Here is a 16,965-nt window from a genome sequence, read left to right on the forward strand (position 1 = left end):
TGCTACATAAATGTTACAGCCGCGCGACAGCTAGCCCGTGGTGAACTGCAATTCGGCCAGGCGCGCATACAACGGGCTTTCCTCGATCAACTGCCGGTGCGTGCCGACCGCGATCACACGCCCCTTGTCGATCAACGCAATGCGGTCGGCGTGCTGCACCGTGGCCAGGCGGTGAGCGATGACCAGCGTGGTACGGCCGGCCATCAGGCTCGGCAGCGCCTCTTGGATCAGGTGCTCGCTTTGCGCATCGAGGGCACTGGTGGCTTCGTCGAGCAGCAGGATTGGCGCATCTACCAGCAGCGCCCTGGCGATTGCCAGGCGCTGCTTCTGGCCACCGGAAAGGCCGACGCCACCCTCGCCCAACGGCGTCTGGTAACCCTGTGGCAGTTGCCGGATGAACGCGTCGGCATGGGCGCCATGGGCTGCCGACTCGACATCGGCGAGGGTCGCCTCGGGCCGACCGTAGCGGATGTTGGCCTCGACCGTGCCGCGGAACAGTGATGGGTTCTGCGCCACCAAGGCGAACTGGCCGCGCAGGTGGTTCAGGGCCAGCGCCGTGATCGGTTGGCCATCGAGCAGGATGCGCCCCTGCTGTGGATCGTAGAAACGCAACAGCAGGTCGAACAACGTCGACTTGCCCGCCCCCGACGGCCCTACCAATGCGACAGTCTGGCCCGGCTCGATGGTCAGGCTGAGGCGATCGATGGCAGCCACCGATGGCCGCGAGGGATAGGCGAAGGTCAGCTGCTGCAGTTCGATGCGGCCACTGGCCCGCTGCTGTGCCAGCGTCACTGGGGCCTCGGGAACCAGGATCGTACTGTTCGCTGCCAACAGCTCGGCAACGCGCTCGGCGGCCCCGGCGGCACGCTGCAACTCGCCGATCACTTCACTGAGGGTGCCGAAGGCACTGCCGACGATCAGGCTGTAGAACACGAACGCTGCCAGCTCCCCTGCGGAAATGCGCCCGGCGATCACATCCATGCCGCCCACCCACAGCATCACCCCGACCGCACCCAGCACCAGCACGATCACCAGGGTGATCAGCCAGGCGCGCTGGGCGATACGTTGCCGGGCCACGGCAAACGCGGCTTCCACCGTATCGGCGAACAGCTCGCGGTCGCGTGCCTGGTGGTTGTAGGCCTGCACGGTCTTGATCTGCCCTAGGGTCTCGGCCACATAGCTGCCCACGTCGGCTACCCGGTCCTGGCTCTGCCGCGACAGGCTGCGCACCCGCCGGCCAAACAGCAGGATCGGCGCCAGCACCAGTGGCAACGCCACCACCACGATGCTGGTGAGCTTGGGGTTGGTGATGAACAGCAGTACCACGCCACCGATCACCATCAGTGCATTGCGCAGGAACATCGACAGCGACGAGCCGATCACCGATTGCAACAAGGTGGTGTCGGCGGTCAGCCGTGACTGGATTTCAGAGCTGCGGTTGTCCTCGAAAAAGCCTGGGTGCAAGCCCACCAGATGATCGAAGACCGCGCGGCGGATATCGGCAACGCAGCGTTCGCCGATCCACGACACCAGGTAAAAGCGGCTGAACGTACCCGCTGCCAGGGCCAGTACCAGCACCAGGAACAGGCCGATGGTCTGGTTCAGCTGGTGCGCCGAGCGGGTCATGAAGCCTTGGTCGACCAACAAACGGATGCCCTGGCCCATGGACAAAGTGATGCCAGCGGTGACCACCAGCGCCAGCAAGGCCAGCAGCGCCTGCCGGCGGTAGGGACGCATGAACTGCCAGGCCAGGCGCAGGGCGCGGCGCTGGCGGGAAGAAGCCGGATCGGGCATGGCGTGAACCAGAATTGCAAGGAGATTGAAGACTACCATTCATCCATGCTGGCAGTGCCTATAGCCCATCGTTCTAACAGGCCTCTGGAGCTTTGCCGAGCTTTCTGGTGGACTGTGCAGGCCTTGGTGCCCGATAACTTTTTGTAACAGGCCATTCATGGCACAGGTTTAACCTGAGCCAGAACCTGATGAGGAGATATTCAATGAGCTTGCAACATGGCAGCGACACGGTGAAAACCCAGAGCAAACCACAACCCAAGGCCTGTGGTTCGATCATCGACGCTCAGGGCCGCGAGGTCGAGATCACCGAGCAGATGATCCAGCAGGCCTGCAAGGCCCTGGAAGACAGCCGCGTGAAGAAAGTTCGCCACGGCTGAAGCATGAATCTTTTGAAACCCGGCTTTATGCCGGGTTTTTTATTGCGGGCCCGTAATCAGGCCAGCACGCCACCCAGGGCGCTGATAATCTGCGCCAACTGCGGTGCCTCGCCCCTGACGCGTACCGCCAATCCTTCAATCTCCCGCCGCGGTGGGTATTGCTTGCGCAACTGATCGAACGCCGCCCGCTGTTCAGCCACATCGTCACTCAGGCTGCGACGGAAATCGGCATCGTCACGCCGGGGGTCATACACCGCCCGGCACAGCGTTGCCAGGGCCCAGGCAGGTTCCGCAGCGCCATCCAGTTCGATGTGCGCCAACGGCGGCGGTGGCAGCAGGTCGGCCAGCTGTACCTTTTCGGCCTCTCCCAGGTAGCGGCACAAAGCCTGATAGATCTGCGCTGTGCCGCGCTGGCGGCCATCCAGGCTGTAGCCGGCGATGTGCGGCGTGGCCAGGGTGCACAGGTCGGCCAGTTGCAGGTCGACCTGCGGCTCGCCTTCCCAGACATCGAGCACCGCGTGCACGTCTTCACGATCCAGCAGCAGCTCACGCAGCGCCGCGTTGTCCACCACCGGCCCACGGCTGGCGTTGATCAGCCAGGCACCGGGGCGCAGTTGCGCCAGCTGTGCGGCGCCGAGCAGGTGCCAGGTCGGATGCTCACCGCCGCGCTGCAGCGGGGTGTGCAGGCTGATCACGTCGCACTGTTCTAGGACCGTCGCCAAGCTGACATAGTCACCGCCCTCTGCGGCCTGGCGCTGCGGGTCGCAGACCAGCACCTTCCAGCCCAGGCCATTGAGCACGCGCACCAGGCGGCCACCGACCTCGCCGGCGCCCACCACACCGTAGGTGCGTTGCGCCAGTGCCACGCCGTCCAGGTCAGCCAGGGTCAGCAGGCTACCGAGCACGTAATCGACCACGCCACGGGCATTGCAGCCCGGCGCGCTGCTCCAGTGGATACCGGCTTCGGCGAAGTAGTCCAGGTCAAGGTGGTCGGTGCCGATGGTGCAGGTGCCCACGAAGCGCACCTTGCTGCCTTTGAGCAGTTGCCGGTCGACCTTGGTCACCGAGCGCACCAGCAGCACATCGGCGTCCTTGACGCTGGCGGCGTCGAGGCTGCGGCCGGGATAACGGCGGATCTCGCCGAAGCCTTCGAAGAAGGCATCGAGCAGCGGGATATTCTCGTCGGCAACTATCAGCATGGCGCTCTCCTGTCTGGGGAGCGCAGTGTAGGCGCTACGCGAGGTGTGTTCCAGCGCGGTTCAGTCGGCTTTCTTGCGGATCCAGTACAGGTAGGTACCGGCCTCTTCCTGCTGCTGCAGCAATTCGTGGCCGAGGAAATTGCAGAACTTGGGGATGTCACGGCGGGTCGACGGGTCGGTGGCGATGACCTTGAGCAGGCCGCCTGCGGCCAGGTTGCGCACGTGCTGGTGCAGCATCATCACCGGCTCCGGGCAGTTCAGGCCGGTGGCGTCGAGGATCGCATCGGGGGTGAAATCAGTCATGGGGGGCTCCGCAAATGATCGCTATTGTGGCGCATCGCGCCACAAGGACCAATAGCCATTCATGAGCGCCAGCTCTGACTGCCGTTGCCGTTGCCGTTGCCGTTGCCGTTGCCGTTGCCGTTGCCGTTGCCGTTGCCGTTGCCGTTGCCGTTGCCGTTGATCTTGCTTCTAAGCGCGCGGTAGTTCAGGCGACGCTGAGTGCGACTTCAGGAGGCCGAACTACCGCGCGCTTAGAAGCAAAAGCAAAAACAAGATCAACGGCAACGGCGGATGTCAGCGTTGTTTCAAGTCCAGCCTGCGCAGGTGGCAAGTCACTTCCTCGCGGTCGTGATACAGCTGCTTGCAGACAATCGACACCTTGACCTTACGCGCCTTGAACGTCGCCTCCATGCGATCCAGCAAGCGGCGCACCTCGGCATAGCGCTGCTTCATCGGCAACTTCAGGTTGACTATCGCTTCACGGCACAACCCCTCACCCAACCACGTCTCGATCAGCGAGGTAGTACGCGCCGGCTTCTCGACGATATCGCAGACCATCCAGTCCACCGGCTGCTTCGGCTGCCAGGTGAAACCATCGGCCATCAGGTGCTGTACCAGACCGGTGTCCATCAGGCTTTCGGCCATCGGCCCATTGTCGATGGCCGTAACCAACATGCCACGGCGCACCAGCTGGTAAGTCCAGCCACCCGGCGAAGCCCCCAGGTCGACCCCGGTCATGTCATCATTCAGGCGCTGTTCCCACTGATCACGCGGAATGAACTGGTGCCACGCCTCCTCCAGCTTGAGGGTCGAACGGCTGGGGGCCTCACGCGGGAATTTCAGGCGCGGGATGCCCATCGGCCACAGCGCACTGTTGTTCGCCTCAGCCATGCCGACGAACACCCGGCGGCCGCTGATGAAGGTCAGCAGCAGGCGCGGCAGGCTGGGGTTGTCGACCAGTCGGCCAGCCTTTTCCAGGGCCTTGCGCAACGGCACTTCGAACTTGCGGCAGAAGGTCGACAGTTCCTTGCCGTCGTTGCTGTCCAGCACTTCCAGCCACAGGCTGCCAAACACCCCGTGTTCAGCCAGATGCGCCAGCAGCACGCTGATGCGGTCGCTCTCCGGCAGCTCGATATAAGTGCCGCGGGCCCACTGGCGCGGGAAAATCAGTTGCGCGAAGCGCAGCTGGGCCATCAGGCGCTCGGCCCCTTCGGCCTCGGCACAGACGAACTCGGCACAAGCGCTCTGCGCCTTGCCCTTGGCATAGCCGGTCACACCCAGCTGGGCGGCATGTTCGCTGATCTCGGCGCAGACCTCACCCTCGAAACCGGGCCGGCAATGCATGAACAGGGTATTCATCTCTCACTCCACTACGGCTGGCGCACCACGGGCGCCGGCAGGGCGGCGATGATAAAGGAAGATCGGAACCTGCAACATGCCCCGCCGGTCCAGAATAGAGTCAGGGGCGCCAAACGGGGCTAACCTGACCCTTCAGCCAGGTCCGTGCCGTGCGGGCCGAAACAGCGCGGTGGCACCGGCCATAACCAGCCATGCCGGGCACCGCCGCAAAAGGAGTTGGCAATGCCCTCGCTCGATAGCCTGAACACCCTCAAGACCCTCCAGGTGGCTGACCGCACCTACCACTATTACAGCCTCCCCGCAGCCGCCCAGCAGCTTGGCGACCTGCAACGCCTGCCCCTGTCGCTCAAGGTACTGCTGGAAAACCTGCTGCGCTGGGAAGACGGTAAGACCGTTACCGGCGACGACCTGCGCGCCCTTTCCGCCTGGCTACAGGAGCGCCGCTCCGACCGCGAGATCCAGTACCGCCCGGCGCGGGTACTGATGCAGGATTTCACGGGTGTGCCGGCGGTGGTCGACCTTGCCGCCATGCGCGCCGCCATGGCCAAGGCCGGCGGCGACCCGCAACGGATCAACCCGCTGTCGCCAGTGGACCTGGTGATCGACCACTCGGTGATGGTCGATCGCTACGCCACGCCACAGGCCTTCACCGAAAACGTCGACATCGAGATGCAACGCAATGGCGAGCGCTACGCCTTCCTGCGCTGGGGCCAGAGCGCGTTCGACAACTTCCGTGTGGTACCGCCAGGCACCGGCATCTGCCACCAGGTCAACCTGGAATACCTCGGGCGCACGGTCTGGACCCGCGAAGCCGAGGGCCGCACCTACGCCTTCCCGGACACTCTGGTCGGCACCGACTCGCACACCACCATGATCAACGGCCTCGGCGTGCTCGGCTGGGGCGTGGGCGGCATCGAGGCCGAAGCGGCCATGCTCGGCCAGCCGGTGTCGATGCTGATCCCGGAAGTGATCGGTTTCAAGCTCACCGGCAAGCTGCGCGAAGGCATCACCGCCACCGACCTGGTCCTTACCGTGACGCAGATGCTGCGCAAGAAAGGCGTGGTGGGCAAATTCGTCGAGTTCTACGGCGATGGCCTGGCCGATCTGCCGTTGGCCGACCGCGCGACCATCGCCAACATGGCACCGGAGTATGGCGCCACTTGTGGCTTCTTCCCGGTCGATGAGGTCACCCTCGACTATTTGCGCCTGTCCGGCCGCCCCAGCGAAACGGTGCAACTGGTCGAACAGTATTGCAAGGCCCAGGGCCTGTGGCGCCTGCCTGGGCAAGAACCGCTGTTCAGCGACACCCTGGCGCTGGACATGGATGACGTCGAGGCCAGCCTGGCCGGGCCGAAGCGGCCACAAGACCGGGTTGCTCTCGGCCAGGTCAGCCAGGCGTTCGACCACTTCATCGAGCTGCAGCCCAAACCGTTGGCCAAGGAAGTTGGCCGCCTGGAGAGTGAAGGTGGCGGCGGCGTGGCGGTCGGTAACGCCGACCAGGCTGGCGAAATCGACTACAGCCATGGCGGACAGACCTACACCCTGCGCGACGGCGCCGTTGTGATCGCCGCGATCACTTCGTGCACCAATACCTCCAACCCCAGCGTGATGATGGCGGCCGGCCTGGTGGCGAAAAAAGCCCTGGAAAAAGGCCTGCAGCGCAAACCCTGGGTCAAGAGTTCGTTGGCGCCCGGTTCCAAGGTAGTCACCGACTATTACAAGGCCGCAGGCCTTACGCCCTACCTCGACCAGCTTGGCTTCGACCTGGTCGGCTACGGCTGCACCACTTGCATCGGCAACTCTGGTCCCCTGGACGAGGCTATCGAGAAAGCCATCGGCAGTGCCGACCTCACGGTGGCTTCGGTGCTGTCGGGCAATCGCAACTTCGAAGGCCGCGTGCACCCGTTGGTCAAGACCAACTGGCTGGCCTCCCCGCCCTTGGTGGTAGCCTACGCGCTGGCAGGCAGCGTGCGCGTCGACCTGTCCCAGGATGCACTGGGTACCGGCAAGGACGGCCAACCGGTGTACTTGCGTGATATCTGGCCAAGCCAACAGGAAATCGCCGACGCCGTGGCCAAGGTCGACACCGCCATGTTCCACAAGGAATACGCCGAGGTCTTCGCTGGCGATGCGCAATGGCAGGCCATCGAAGTACCGCAGGCGGCGACTTATGTGTGGCAGGACGATTCCACCTACATCCAGCACCCACCGTTCTTCGATGACATCGGCGGGCCGCTGCCCGAGATCAAAGACATCCACGGTGCACGTATCCTCGCCCTGCTCGGCGACTCGGTGACCACCGACCACATCTCCCCGGCCGGCAACATCAAGGCTGACAGCCCGGCCGGACGCTACTTGCGCAGCAAAGGCGTCGAACCACGGGACTTCAACTCCTACGGCTCGCGGCGTGGCAACCATGAGGTCATGATGCGCGGCACCTTCGCCAACATCCGCATCCGCAACGAGATGCTGGACGGCGAAGAAGGTGGCAATACGGTGCATGTGCCCAGCGGTGAGAAGCTGTCGATCTATGATGCCGCCATGCGCTATCAGGCCGAAGGCACACCGTTGGTGGTGATCGCCGGACAGGAATATGGCACCGGCTCAAGCCGCGACTGGGCGGCCAAAGGCACCAACCTGCTGGGCGTCAAGGCGGTACTGGCGGAGAGCTTCGAGCGCATCCACCGCTCCAATCTCGTGGGCATGGGCGTGCTGCCGCTGCAGTTCAAGGCCGGGCAGGATCGCAAGCAATTGGCGCTGACTGGCAAGGAGCAGATCGACCTGCTGGGGCTCGACGGCGCGCAGATCAGGCCGGGCATGACCCTGCCGCTGCGTATTACCCGCGAAGATGGGCAACAGCAGCAGATCGAAGTGCTGTGCCGAATCGACACACTCAACGAAGTGGAATACTTCAATTCAGGCGGGATCTTGCACTACGTCCTGCGGCAGATGATTCGCAGCTGATTGGCTTGGGAGTTGTAGTGTCTGTGAGATCGAGCGCCGCGCGGGCGGCGCTCGATCTATGCGCCTCTACAAAAAGAACGTCAGGCACCTAGCAGTAGCACTTTAATGGCCCGTAAGTCATCATTCCCGCAATTTGTCACGAATTGGTCACAAACATAGACGATTTGCTGCAAACCCCAAGGTTCGCATAGCGCATCAGCAAGAGCAGCAAATTGCCCCAGATCAAGCAGATTAAATATCCATTCAATAAAACCAGTGGCTTGCCGATATCTGTCGAAAGCCTTACGGACTCTTCAGCTCATGCGTAACAACCAGCCGATTACCCAGAGGGAACGGACTTTCCCTGCCCAACAACGGTTGATCTCCACCACCAATGCCAAGGGTGTGATCACCTACTGCAACGATGCATTCGTCGAGATCAGCGGTTTCACCCGCGAAGAGCTGAATGGTGCACCCCACAACCTGGTTCGCCACCCCGATGTGCCGACTGCGGTGTTTGCCCATATGTGGCAAACCCTCAAGCAGGGCTTGCCGTGGATGGGCATCGTCAAGAACCGTTGCAAATCCGGCGACCACTATTGGGTAAACGCCTACGTCACCCCGATTTTCGAAAACAACCAGGTTGTCGGTTTCGAGTCGGTGCGGGTCAAGCCTACCGCCGAGCAGATCCGCCGCGCCGAAGCCCTTTACCAGCGCATCAATGATGGCAAGACCGCCATACCGCGCCGCGATCGCTGGCTGCCCGTGCTGCAGGACTGGCTGCCGTTCATCCTGATCAGCCAGGTCGGTTTCCTGATTGGCAACTGGCTCGGTCACTCGTGGGGTTTCGCACTGGCCGCCAGCTTGTCGGTACCGCTCGGGCTGCTCGGCCTGAGCTGGCAGCAACGTGGCCTGAAGCGCCTGCTGCGCCTGGCCGAACAGACCACCTCCGACCCGCTGATCGCGCAGATGTACACCGACAGCCGTGGGGTGCAAGCACGCCTGGAGATGGCCATGCTCAGCCAGGACGCGCGCATGAAGACCTGCCTGACTCGCCTGCAGGACAGCGCCGAGCACCTCAGCGACCAGGCGCGCCAGTCCGATGCCTTGGCCCACAAGAGTTCTTCAGGCTTGGAGCGCCAGCGCGTGGAGACCGAACAGGTCGCCGCCGCTGTCAACCAGATGGCCGCCACTACGCAGGAAGTGGCCAACCACGTGCAGCGCACCGCTGACGCTACCCAGGAAGCCAACCGCCTGACCAGCCAGGGCCGGCAGATCGCCGGGGAAACCCGCGATGCCATCGAGCGCCTGTCGACCGCCGTGGGCGAAACTGGCCAGACCGTGACCCAGCTGGCCAAGGACAGTGACGAGATCGGTGGCGTGGTCGATGTGATCAAGGGTATCGCCGACCAGACCAATCTGCTGGCGCTCAACGCTGCCATCGAAGCAGCCCGTGCCGGCGAGATGGGCCGTGGTTTCGCCGTGGTCGCCGACGAGGTACGTCAGCTGGCCCAGCGCACCGCCGAATCGACCGGGCAGATCCACGGCCTGATCGCCAAGCTGCAACAGACCGCCAACAACGCCGTGCTGACCATGGAAACCGGCCACCGCCAAGCCCAGGAAGGCGTGGACCGCGTCATGCAAGCCGACCAGGCGCTGGTCGGGATCAGTGAAGCGGTGGCCAACATCACCGACATGGCAACCCAGATTGCCGCCGCCACCGAAGAGCAGACTGCGGTGGCCGACGAGATCAGCCGCAACATCAGCACCATCGCCGAACTGGCTGACCAGACAGCCGAGCAGGCGCAACACTCGGCGCTGCTCAGCGAAGAGCTGACCACCACTGCCGGCAGCCAGTATTCACTGGTGGAGCGGTTCAACCGCTAGTTCTGGCCTGCGCAGTCACTGTGGGAGCGGCCCCGCGTCGCTCCCACAGAAAGGCCGCGAGCACTACCAGTCCAGCGTCAGCCGGCTCTCGAAGTAGCGTTCCTCGCCGGTCAATGGATCGGCAAATCGCAAGCTTTGCGCCAGCAGCTTCAACGGCCGCTGGTAATCATCTTCTTCCTTGAGCAATTCAGGGTAGAACGGATCATTGCAAATCCCCGCCCCCAGGGCCGCCATGTGTACTCGCAGCTGGTGGGTCTTGCCCGTTACGGGCGACAGGCCGTAACGCCACAACTCGCCATTCTGTTCCAGCACTTCAGCCAAGGTCTCGCTGTTGGTTTCGCCTGCCACTTCATGCATGCGGAAAAACGGCTCGCCATGCACCAGACGACTTTTGTGCACCAACGGGAAAGCATGCTGTGGCAAGGCACCGGCGATTGCTTGATAGCGCTTGTCGATACGCCGCTCCGGGAACAACCGTTGATACGCGCTGCGCGTGTGTGGATTGGCAGAGAACAGCACCAGCCCAGCGGTGTGCCGGTCGATGCGGTGCAACGGCACCAGATGCGGGTTGTCCAGGCGGCGGATCAGGCGGCGCAACAGGGTTTGCTCGACGTACTCGCCGGTGGGTGTCACCGGCAAAAAGTGCGGTTTGTCAGCCACCACCAGATGCTCATCCACATGCAGGAGGGTTTCCTGCACCGGAATGGGTCGCTCGTTGGGCACCTCGCGAAAATAGTGCAGGCGCATGCCACGACGGTACGGCAAGTCGGCGGCAATCGCCCTGCCCTGGGCGTCAAGTACCCGACCGCGCGCGAAGCGGTCTAGCCACTGCGCCCGTTCGATGGCCTTGAAATGGTCGCACAAGCAATCGAGCACGGTCGCCCAGTTGCCGGGCGGCAGGCAGACCGTGCTGGCTTGCTGGTGGGCGGGGTCGAAAGGCGTGGTCATGGCAGGGCTCGAGCAATCAAAGCTGAACATTATCCCCCAAGCCAGACGCCTCAACCAGCCTCTACCATCCCCTCGCTGTAGGCCTTCAACCAGCGCAGTACCTGCACAGGCTCCCAACGCCCGGGGTCATAGAGTGCATAGACCAGGCCCTGGTAACCCACGACATCCAGCCCCCGGTGGTAACCGGCACGCTGGAACAAGGCCTCGATCTCGGCAAAACAGGTGTTGAAATGCACCTTGCCGAATGGCGTGCGGTCATCGGTGACCAGGCCTTCGAGGCGCAATTCCAGCACAGCGTCGCACACCCGCTCCACCGGCATGCGGTTGACGCTGTACTTGAGTTGCTCGACGTTGAGCATGGTTTCACCTCGATACTGTATTTATATACAGCATACGAAGAGCGACACCACTGCGTCAATCGCTCGAATGCTATTGCAAGCCAGGCAGATAGCCCGAACCCTTGCGAATGGTCAGTACCTCACGGCGCGGCGCGGCTGCCGATACCGACAGATGAACCCAGCTGTCGTACTCCAGGATCAACTGGTCGAACGCCAGGTCACTGTTGCTGATCCGCCGCACCACTTCCCGGTTGTCGACGCCGATTATCGTGAAGTCCGCAGCCAGGCCCTCCAGATGCCGGCTGCCTCGTGCCCCACCGACACGCGCATTGACCTGCGCGCTGCGATATCCGCTGCTAACGATGAGGGGGCGACCGAACAACCCCCGGGCCTGCTCAAGCACCTGGCAAAGCAGGCGCAAATTACTGACGATTTCAGGCGTCGGGGTATTGTCCAACCCCTCCCTCGCAGCAATTTGCGAAGTAATCAGTTCTTGCAGGGTGAAATGTGGCGTGATCAGCATGACAAGGCTCTCGACGACGATGCAAAAGTACCGATGAACCATTCAACGGTGCGACATCATCATTTCTGGCCTGTAGGCCATGCACGAGGGCAAGCATTCCCGCTGCCCGTCACTGGGCAAGGAAGGCCACTACCTGTTCGGCATCGAATGGCCAGTGCAGCTCCGCCGCAGTATCGCTGCGCCGCAACACCGGAATGACCAATCCATACCGTTCGAACAACGCCTGGTCATCGGCGATGTCGACCAACTCGATCAGCAAGCCGTGTTCAACAAAGGGCATCAGCACGGCTTCGGCCACTTCGCACAAGTGGCACCCGACGGTACCGAAGAGTTGGCATTCAGGCAGCATGGGAGGCAAAACCCGATTTGGCTGTAGGAAGCACTCATTCTAAGTCTGTCCTGCCCCCTCTGCACCTGACCCTGCTCAATCCTGGCTGGTTGCACCGATCCGGTGCAACGACAGGTCTGCGCCCTGAAACTCCTGTTCATGGCTCAAACGCAGGCCATGCACCTGCCGAATCAGGCCGTACACGGCGAAACCACCGACCAGAGCGACCAAGACCCCTGCCAGGCTGCCAAGCAGCTGGCTGATCAAGCTGACCCCGCCTATGCCACCCAGTGCCGCCTGGCCAAACACCCCACAGGCGATCCCTCCCCACAGGCCACACAAACCGTGCAACGGCCAGACACCAAGCACATCGTCGATCTTCCAGCGGTTCTGCGCGGCGGTGAAACTCCAGACGAACAGCACACCTGCCACCAAGCCGGTGGCCAGCGCACCGATGGGGTGCATGAGATCGGAGCCGGCACAGATCGCCACCAAACCGGCCAGCGGCCCGTTGTGCAGGAAGCCCGGGTCGTTGCGCCCGGCCAGCAAGGCCGCGAGGGTACCGCCGACCATGGCCATCAGCGAGTTGATCGCCACCAGGCCGCTGACCCCCTGCAGGGTCTGGGCGCTCATCACGTTAAAGCCGAACCAGCCGATGATCAGGATCCACGAGCCCAGCGCCAGAAACGGAATGCTCGACGGCGCAAAGGCCACCAGGCGACCGTCGCGATAACGCCCACGCCGAGCCCCCAGCAGCAGTACCGCCGCCAGTGCCAGCCAGCCACCCATGGCATGCACCACCACCGAGCCGGCAAAGTCATGGAATGGCGCACCGAAACGAGCCTGCAACCAGGCCTGCACGCCGAAATTGCCATTCCACACCACGCCCTCGAAGAAAGGGTAGATGAACGCCACGATCAGCGCCGTGGCGCACAGCTGCGGTGCAAACCGCGCGCGTTCGGCGATCCCCCCCGAGATGATCGCGGGAATCGCCGCAGCGAAGGTCAGCAGAAAAAAGCATTTGACCAGTGCATAGCCGTGATCCATGGCCAGCTGCGACGCAGGCTGCAAGAAATTCACGCCATAGGCGATCCAGTAGCCGATAAAGAAGTACACCAGCGCAGAGATAGCGAAGTCGCTGAGGATTTTCGACAGCGCGTTCACTTGGTTCTTGTGGCGCACGGTGCCCACTTCGAGGAAGGCGAACCCGGCGTGCATGGCGAGCACCAGAATGGCGCCCATGAGGATGAACAGGGTATTGGAGCCGTGGACCAGAGAGTCCATCGCGCTGTGCATGTTTTCCATGTAAGTGGCAGACCTGCTGAAAGAAAGCACCAGGACAGTTCAAGAACCTGCATCCCTGCACCGAATCGGTGCCAGCTTCTACCCTGTTTTGCCGAAATGGGCGCAGCCTGCGTGGTTTTTTCTTGGGTTTGTCGTGGATTGGGTTAAGGTTTATCGGTATGCGCCAAGGTCGTCGCCCCGGTTCGGCGCACCGCACCGGGGGACGCCCCGCGTTGTGGCAAATCTCAATAGCAAGGGTCATACCAGCGCCGCTAGTGAACCTTCCACGCACCCCGTCACTCGAACTACCTACCACACCTACACAGGGAGAGCTCAATGGCCAGCAAATCGGCAAAGACTGCACAAGAGATACTGATGGCTGACTTCCAGGCCTTGGTCCGTGATACTGAGAAACTGCTGGCCGATACCGCCAACCTGGCGGGCGATCAGGCCGACGAGCTGCGCGAGCAGATCCACGACCGCCTGACCCAAGCCCGCGAAACCCTGCAACTGACCCAGGATTCAGTGCGCGAGCGCGGCCAGGCCGCACTGGGCAGCGCCGAACAGTACGTCCAGGAAAACCCCTGGCAGGCCATTGGTATTGCCGCAGGCGTCGGCTTGCTGATCGGCCTGCTGGCCAATCGGCGTTGAGGAGCTCTCATGGAGAATGACAGCATAGGCACCAGCGCCTCGGGCAAGCGCCTGGGCGCGGCGCTGCTGGGGCTGCTGCACAGCCATATCGAACTGTTCGGCATCGAACTGCAGGAGCAGAAAGGACGCACACTCAGCCTGCTGCTGTTCGCTGGCCTGGCACTGGTGTTCGCACTGCTGCTGCTGACCGCGTTGTCGGGCTTGTTGCTGGTGCTGCTGTGGGACAGCTATCGCCTGGCCGGTATCATCGGCCTGTGCATCTTCTATGGCTTGGCGGCGCTGTACTGCGGGCTGCGTCTCAAAGCTGCCGTGTTCGATGAGTCATCGCCATTTGGTGCGACGCTCGAGGAACTGGCCAAGGACCGGGAGCGCCTGTTGCCATGAACCTGCCTGAACTGCCGAATACCCGCAACCCACGGGAATTGCGCAAGGCACTGCTGCGCCTGCGCATGGAAATGCACCGCCAGGAGATACGCCACGAGTCCGGCCAGTTGCTGCAGCCCCTGCAGCGGCTGCGCGGCATGGGCAGCTCGCTGCACGACGGGTTGGGCATCAAGCACGCGCCGTTGTGGGGCATTGGCGCCGTCGTCGCGCTGGGCTTCCTGACCGGCAAAGGGGTACGCAGCGGCAACCTGAGCCGCCTGGTCCGCTTGGGCACCAGCTTGCTGCCGCTGGTGCGCCTCTACCTGCAGGGCAACCGGCGCCCCTGAACGCCCTTACCGGCCCTGGTCCCACAGGGCCGGTTTCGATCTCCCCCTTGCACGCCTGCTCACGACACCGGAAGCTATACCCTTCGATCGACAGGAGACCGCGCCTTGGACTGGCACACCCTGCTCACCCGCGAACGCCTTGGCAAAGCCCTCTACAGCGCCGAAGAACTGGGCCGCAGCCCTTTCCACAAAGACCATGACCGGATCATCTTCTCAGGGGCCTTCCGCCGCCTGGGGCGCAAGACCCAGGTCCATCCCGTTTACAGCAACGACCATATCCACACGCGCCTGACCCACTCCCTGGAGGTCAGCTGCGTAGGCCGCTCACTGGGCATGCGCGTGGGTGAAACACTGCGCGGCAGCCTGCCCGACTGGTGCGAACCCAGCGACCTGGGCATGATCGTGCAATCAGCCTGCCTGGCTCACGACATCGGCAACCCGCCATTCGGCCACTCCGGCGAAGATGCCATCCGCCACTGGTTCCAGCAGGCAGCCGGGCGTGGCTGGCTGGACGACATGAGTGACGACGAACGTGGCGACTTCCTCAACTTCGAGGGCAACGCCCAAGGCTTTCGCGTACTCACCCAGCTCGAATACCACCAGTTCGATGGTGGTACCCGGCTCACCTACGCCACCCTTGGCACTTACCTCAAATACCCTTGGACAGCCCGGCACGCCGACGCCCTCGGGTACAAGAAGCACAAATTCGGCTGCTACCAGAGCGAACTGCCACTGCTCGAACAGATTGCCCGCAAGCTCGGTCTACCGCTGCTCGAAGATCAGCGCTGGGCCCGTCACCCACTGGTCTACCTGATGGAGGCGGCAGATGACATCTGCTACGCCTTGATCGACCTGGAAGACGGCCTGGAGATGGAGCTGCTGCATTACGCCGAAGTCGAGGCGCTGTTGCTCGACCTGGTGGGCGACGACTTGCCGGAAACCTATCGCCAGCTTGGCCCTGCCGACTCCCGTCGACGCAAACTGGCCATACTGCGTGGCAAAGCTATCGAACACCTGACCAACGCGGCTGCCCGCGCCTTTGTCGAGCAGCAGCAGGCGCTGCTGAGCGGGCACCTGAGCGGCGACCTGGTCGAGCACATGCACGGCCCGGCCAAGCGCTGCGTATTGCAGGCCAAAGACATGGCGCGCAACAAGATTTTCCAGGACAAACGCAAGACGCTGCATGAGATCGGCGCCTACACCACGCTGGAAATTCTACTCAACACGTTCTGTGGTGCCGCCCTGGAGCAGCACGGCGGGCGTGCCCCTTCGTTCAAGAGCCGGCGTGTGCTCGACCTGATCGGCAACAACGCCCCCAACCCACGCGACTCGCTGCACAAGGCGTTCCTGCGCATGATCGATTTCATCGCCGGCATGACCGACAGCTATGCCAGCGAAATGGCTCGGGAAATGACCGGGCATTCCAGCCCCATCTGAAGACACGGCAGCGTCGCCCGGTGCAATGCCAAGCGGCGCTCCTTGCTGTTCGGAAATTTCCTACAAGTAACGCTAGCTGACTAAACAGCAACTAAACAGGAGACAAAAAGTTACCAAAACACCGTTGGCTGCGAAGTAAATTCTTACACTTCGTAGCCCAATTTGACTTCAGCTGTAAGCCGTTTCCCATATATAGCGAATCTCCATGCCGCGTGCCCCTGATGACTTGCAACTGGGGTAAGGTGCGTCCTGCCTCCGCCATCCGCCGCAGGGAACTTAAACATGAATACTGTATTTATTGTCGATGACCATCCCGTCATCCGCCTTGCTGTTCGCATGTTGCTTGAAAACCAGAATTACAAGGTCGTGGGCGAATCGGACAACGGCGTGGATGCCATGCAGCTGATTCGTGAAACCCAGCCAGAACTGGTGATACTGGACATCAGCATCCCCAGGCTTGACGGCTTGGAGGTACTGTCGCGCTTCCAGGCCATGGCCCTGCCGCTGAAGGTTCTGATCCTCACCGCGCAGTCCCCGGCCTTGTTCGCCGTCCGTTGCATGCACTCAGGCGCGGCAGGCTATGTATGCAAGCAGGAGGATTTGAGCGAACTGCTCAGTGCGATCAAAGCCGTGCTTGCTGGATATAACTATTTCCCCAGTCAGGCCATTCACAGCAACCACGAAACAGCGGATTCCGATCTGCGCCTTTTCCGACTCGTTAACGACAGGGAACTGATGGTCCTGCAACTTTTTGCCCAAGGCCGCAGCAATCAGGAGATCGCCAAAGGGATGTTTCTGAGCAACAAGACCGTCAGCACTTACAAGAAGCGACTCATGCAGAAACTGCAGGTCAACTCCTTGGTCGATCTGATTGAAATGGCCAAACGCAACGCGCTGGTCTGAGG

General features: G+C 62.4%; 17 protein-coding genes. 8 read left to right on the forward strand and 9 right to left on the reverse strand.

Features of this window, described 5'->3' with window-relative positions; all coding sequences use genetic code 11:
• Positions 1-30 precede the first annotated feature (30 nt).
• Positions 31-1,794, reverse strand: a complete 1,764-nt coding sequence (locus tag APH28_RS06100; protein WP_060508079.1) for an ABC transporter transmembrane domain-containing protein — start codon at positions 1,792-1,794, stop codon at positions 31-33.
• A gap of 203 nt (positions 1,795-1,997) precedes the next feature.
• On the opposite strand from APH28_RS06100, the gene APH28_RS28830 reads away from it, so the two are divergent.
• Positions 1,998-2,171, forward strand: coding sequence for a PA1571 family protein (locus APH28_RS28830; RefSeq protein WP_177334224.1), 174 nt, complete (start codon positions 1,998-2,000; stop codon positions 2,169-2,171).
• Between the two features lie 56 nt (positions 2,172-2,227).
• Here the strand turns inward: APH28_RS28830 and pdxB are convergent, their stop codons facing one another.
• The 3 genes from pdxB to rlmM all read right to left on the reverse strand — a co-directional run bounded on the left by pdxB (position 2,228) and on the right by rlmM (position 5,011).
• Complete coding sequence (pdxB, locus tag APH28_RS06105) at positions 2,228-3,370, reverse strand: 4-phosphoerythronate dehydrogenase PdxB (RefSeq protein WP_060508080.1); 1,143 nt, start codon at positions 3,368-3,370, stop codon at positions 2,228-2,230.
• 60 nt (positions 3,371-3,430) lie between these two features.
• On the reverse strand, positions 3,431-3,673 hold the full coding sequence (gene tusA / locus APH28_RS06110; RefSeq protein ID WP_027919534.1) for a sulfurtransferase TusA: 243 nt from the start codon (positions 3,671-3,673) through the stop codon (positions 3,431-3,433).
• 273 nt (positions 3,674-3,946) lie between these two features.
• The gene (gene rlmM / locus APH28_RS06115) at positions 3,947-5,011 is read right to left on the reverse strand and encodes a 23S rRNA (cytidine(2498)-2'-O)-methyltransferase RlmM (protein ID WP_060508081.1); all 1,065 of its coding nucleotides are present in this window, start codon (positions 5,009-5,011) and stop codon (positions 3,947-3,949) included.
• A 222-nt stretch (positions 5,012-5,233) separates the two neighbouring features.
• Here rlmM and acnA point away from each other — a divergent pair, with 222 nt between their 5' ends.
• Together acnA and APH28_RS06125 are read left to right on the forward strand one after the other, a co-directional pair.
• Positions 5,234-7,975 (forward strand): aconitate hydratase AcnA, encoded by a 2,742-nt coding sequence (gene acnA, locus APH28_RS06120; RefSeq protein WP_060508082.1) that lies wholly within the window; start codon positions 5,234-5,236, stop codon positions 7,973-7,975.
• A gap of 300 nt (positions 7,976-8,275) precedes the next feature.
• Positions 8,276-9,841 carry a PAS domain-containing methyl-accepting chemotaxis protein gene (locus tag APH28_RS06125; protein WP_060508083.1) on the forward strand — a complete coding sequence of 522 codons (1,566 nt, stop codon included), beginning with the start codon at positions 8,276-8,278 and terminating at the stop codon, positions 9,839-9,841.
• A 63-nt stretch (positions 9,842-9,904) separates the two neighbouring features.
• Here the strand turns inward: APH28_RS06125 and APH28_RS06130 are convergent, their stop codons facing one another.
• From APH28_RS06130 to APH28_RS06150, 5 genes are all read right to left on the reverse strand, one after another.
• The gene (locus tag APH28_RS06130; protein ID WP_060508084.1) at positions 9,905-10,789 is read right to left on the reverse strand and encodes a pseudouridine synthase; all 885 of its coding nucleotides are present in this window, start codon (positions 10,787-10,789) and stop codon (positions 9,905-9,907) included.
• Between the two features lie 50 nt (positions 10,790-10,839).
• Positions 10,840-11,148, reverse strand: coding sequence for a hypothetical protein (locus tag APH28_RS06135; RefSeq protein WP_060508085.1), 309 nt, complete (start codon positions 11,146-11,148; stop codon positions 10,840-10,842).
• Positions 11,149-11,218: 70 nt separating this feature from the next.
• Positions 11,219-11,650: a D-Ala-D-Ala carboxypeptidase family metallohydrolase gene (locus APH28_RS06140; RefSeq protein WP_060508086.1), complete on the reverse strand. Its 432-nt coding sequence runs from the start codon at positions 11,648-11,650 to the stop codon at positions 11,219-11,221.
• A 109-nt stretch (positions 11,651-11,759) separates the two neighbouring features.
• Positions 11,760-11,999 (reverse strand): glutaredoxin family protein, encoded by a 240-nt coding sequence (locus tag APH28_RS06145; RefSeq protein ID WP_060508087.1) that lies wholly within the window; start codon positions 11,997-11,999, stop codon positions 11,760-11,762.
• A gap of 75 nt (positions 12,000-12,074) precedes the next feature.
• Positions 12,075-13,283 (reverse strand): ammonium transporter, encoded by a 1,209-nt coding sequence (locus tag APH28_RS06150; protein ID WP_060508088.1) that lies wholly within the window; start codon positions 13,281-13,283, stop codon positions 12,075-12,077.
• A gap of 315 nt (positions 13,284-13,598) precedes the next feature.
• Between APH28_RS06150 and APH28_RS06155 the strand changes: the two genes are divergently transcribed.
• From APH28_RS06155 to APH28_RS06175, 5 genes are all read left to right on the forward strand, one after another.
• Complete coding sequence (locus tag APH28_RS06155) at positions 13,599-13,913, forward strand: YqjD family protein (RefSeq protein ID WP_060508089.1); 315 nt, start codon at positions 13,599-13,601, stop codon at positions 13,911-13,913.
• A 9-nt stretch (positions 13,914-13,922) separates the two neighbouring features.
• On the forward strand, positions 13,923-14,297 hold the full coding sequence (locus tag APH28_RS06160) for a phage holin family protein (RefSeq protein WP_060508090.1): 375 nt from the start codon (positions 13,923-13,925) through the stop codon (positions 14,295-14,297).
• Complete coding sequence (locus tag APH28_RS06165; protein ID WP_060508091.1) at positions 14,294-14,623, forward strand: hypothetical protein; 330 nt, start codon at positions 14,294-14,296, stop codon at positions 14,621-14,623. The genes APH28_RS06160 and APH28_RS06165 overlap by 4 nt, the downstream gene beginning before the upstream one ends.
• Before the next feature lie 105 nt (positions 14,624-14,728).
• Complete coding sequence (locus APH28_RS06170) at positions 14,729-16,060, forward strand: deoxyguanosinetriphosphate triphosphohydrolase (protein WP_060508092.1); 1,332 nt, start codon at positions 14,729-14,731, stop codon at positions 16,058-16,060.
• Positions 16,061-16,342: 282 nt separating this feature from the next.
• A complete protein-coding gene (locus APH28_RS06175; RefSeq protein ID WP_060508093.1) occupies positions 16,343-16,963 on the forward strand; it encodes a response regulator transcription factor in 621 nt (206 codons plus the stop codon).
• The last annotated feature ends 2 nt before the right edge of the window (positions 16,964-16,965 follow it).

Origin of the sequence: Pseudomonas sp. NBRC 111124, assembly GCF_001320245.1 — a bacterium.
Taxonomy (GTDB): Bacteria; Pseudomonadota; Gammaproteobacteria; order Pseudomonadales; family Pseudomonadaceae; genus Aquipseudomonas.

Excerpts from the sequence above, each read along its gene's own strand:
- APH28_RS06150 (WP_060508088.1), bottom strand. The coding sequence starts at position 13,283 with ATGGAAAACATGCACAGCGCGATGGACTCTCTGGTCCACGGCTCCAAT.
- APH28_RS28830 (WP_177334224.1), top strand. The coding sequence starts at position 1,998 with ATGAGCTTGCAACATGGCAGCGACACGGTGAAAACCCAGAGCAAACCA.
- APH28_RS06160 (WP_060508090.1), top strand. The coding sequence starts at position 13,923 with ATGGAGAATGACAGCATAGGCACCAGCGCCTCGGGCAAGCGCCTGGGC.
- APH28_RS06140 (WP_060508086.1), bottom strand. The coding sequence starts at position 11,650 with ATGCTGATCACGCCACATTTCACCCTGCAAGAACTGATTACTTCGCAA.
- APH28_RS06135 (WP_060508085.1), bottom strand. The coding sequence starts at position 11,148 with ATGCTCAACGTCGAGCAACTCAAGTACAGCGTCAACCGCATGCCGGTG.
- APH28_RS06125 (WP_060508083.1), top strand. The coding sequence starts at position 8,276 with ATGCGTAACAACCAGCCGATTACCCAGAGGGAACGGACTTTCCCTGCC.
- acnA (WP_060508082.1), top strand. The coding sequence starts at position 5,234 with ATGCCCTCGCTCGATAGCCTGAACACCCTCAAGACCCTCCAGGTGGCT.
- APH28_RS06130 (WP_060508084.1), bottom strand. The coding sequence starts at position 10,789 with ATGACCACGCCTTTCGACCCCGCCCACCAGCAAGCCAGCACGGTCTGC.
- APH28_RS06165 (WP_060508091.1), top strand. The coding sequence starts at position 14,294 with ATGAACCTGCCTGAACTGCCGAATACCCGCAACCCACGGGAATTGCGC.
- APH28_RS06145 (WP_060508087.1), bottom strand. The coding sequence starts at position 11,999 with ATGCTGCCTGAATGCCAACTCTTCGGTACCGTCGGGTGCCACTTGTGC.
- tusA (WP_027919534.1), bottom strand. The coding sequence starts at position 3,673 with ATGACTGATTTCACCCCCGATGCGATCCTCGACGCCACCGGCCTGAAC.
- APH28_RS06155 (WP_060508089.1), top strand. The coding sequence starts at position 13,599 with ATGGCCAGCAAATCGGCAAAGACTGCACAAGAGATACTGATGGCTGAC.
- rlmM (WP_060508081.1), bottom strand. The coding sequence starts at position 5,011 with ATGAATACCCTGTTCATGCATTGCCGGCCCGGTTTCGAGGGTGAGGTC.
- APH28_RS06175 (WP_060508093.1), top strand. The coding sequence starts at position 16,343 with ATGAATACTGTATTTATTGTCGATGACCATCCCGTCATCCGCCTTGCT.
- APH28_RS06100 (WP_060508079.1), bottom strand. The coding sequence starts at position 1,794 with ATGCCCGATCCGGCTTCTTCCCGCCAGCGCCGCGCCCTGCGCCTGGCC.
- pdxB (WP_060508080.1), bottom strand. The coding sequence starts at position 3,370 with ATGCTGATAGTTGCCGACGAGAATATCCCGCTGCTCGATGCCTTCTTC.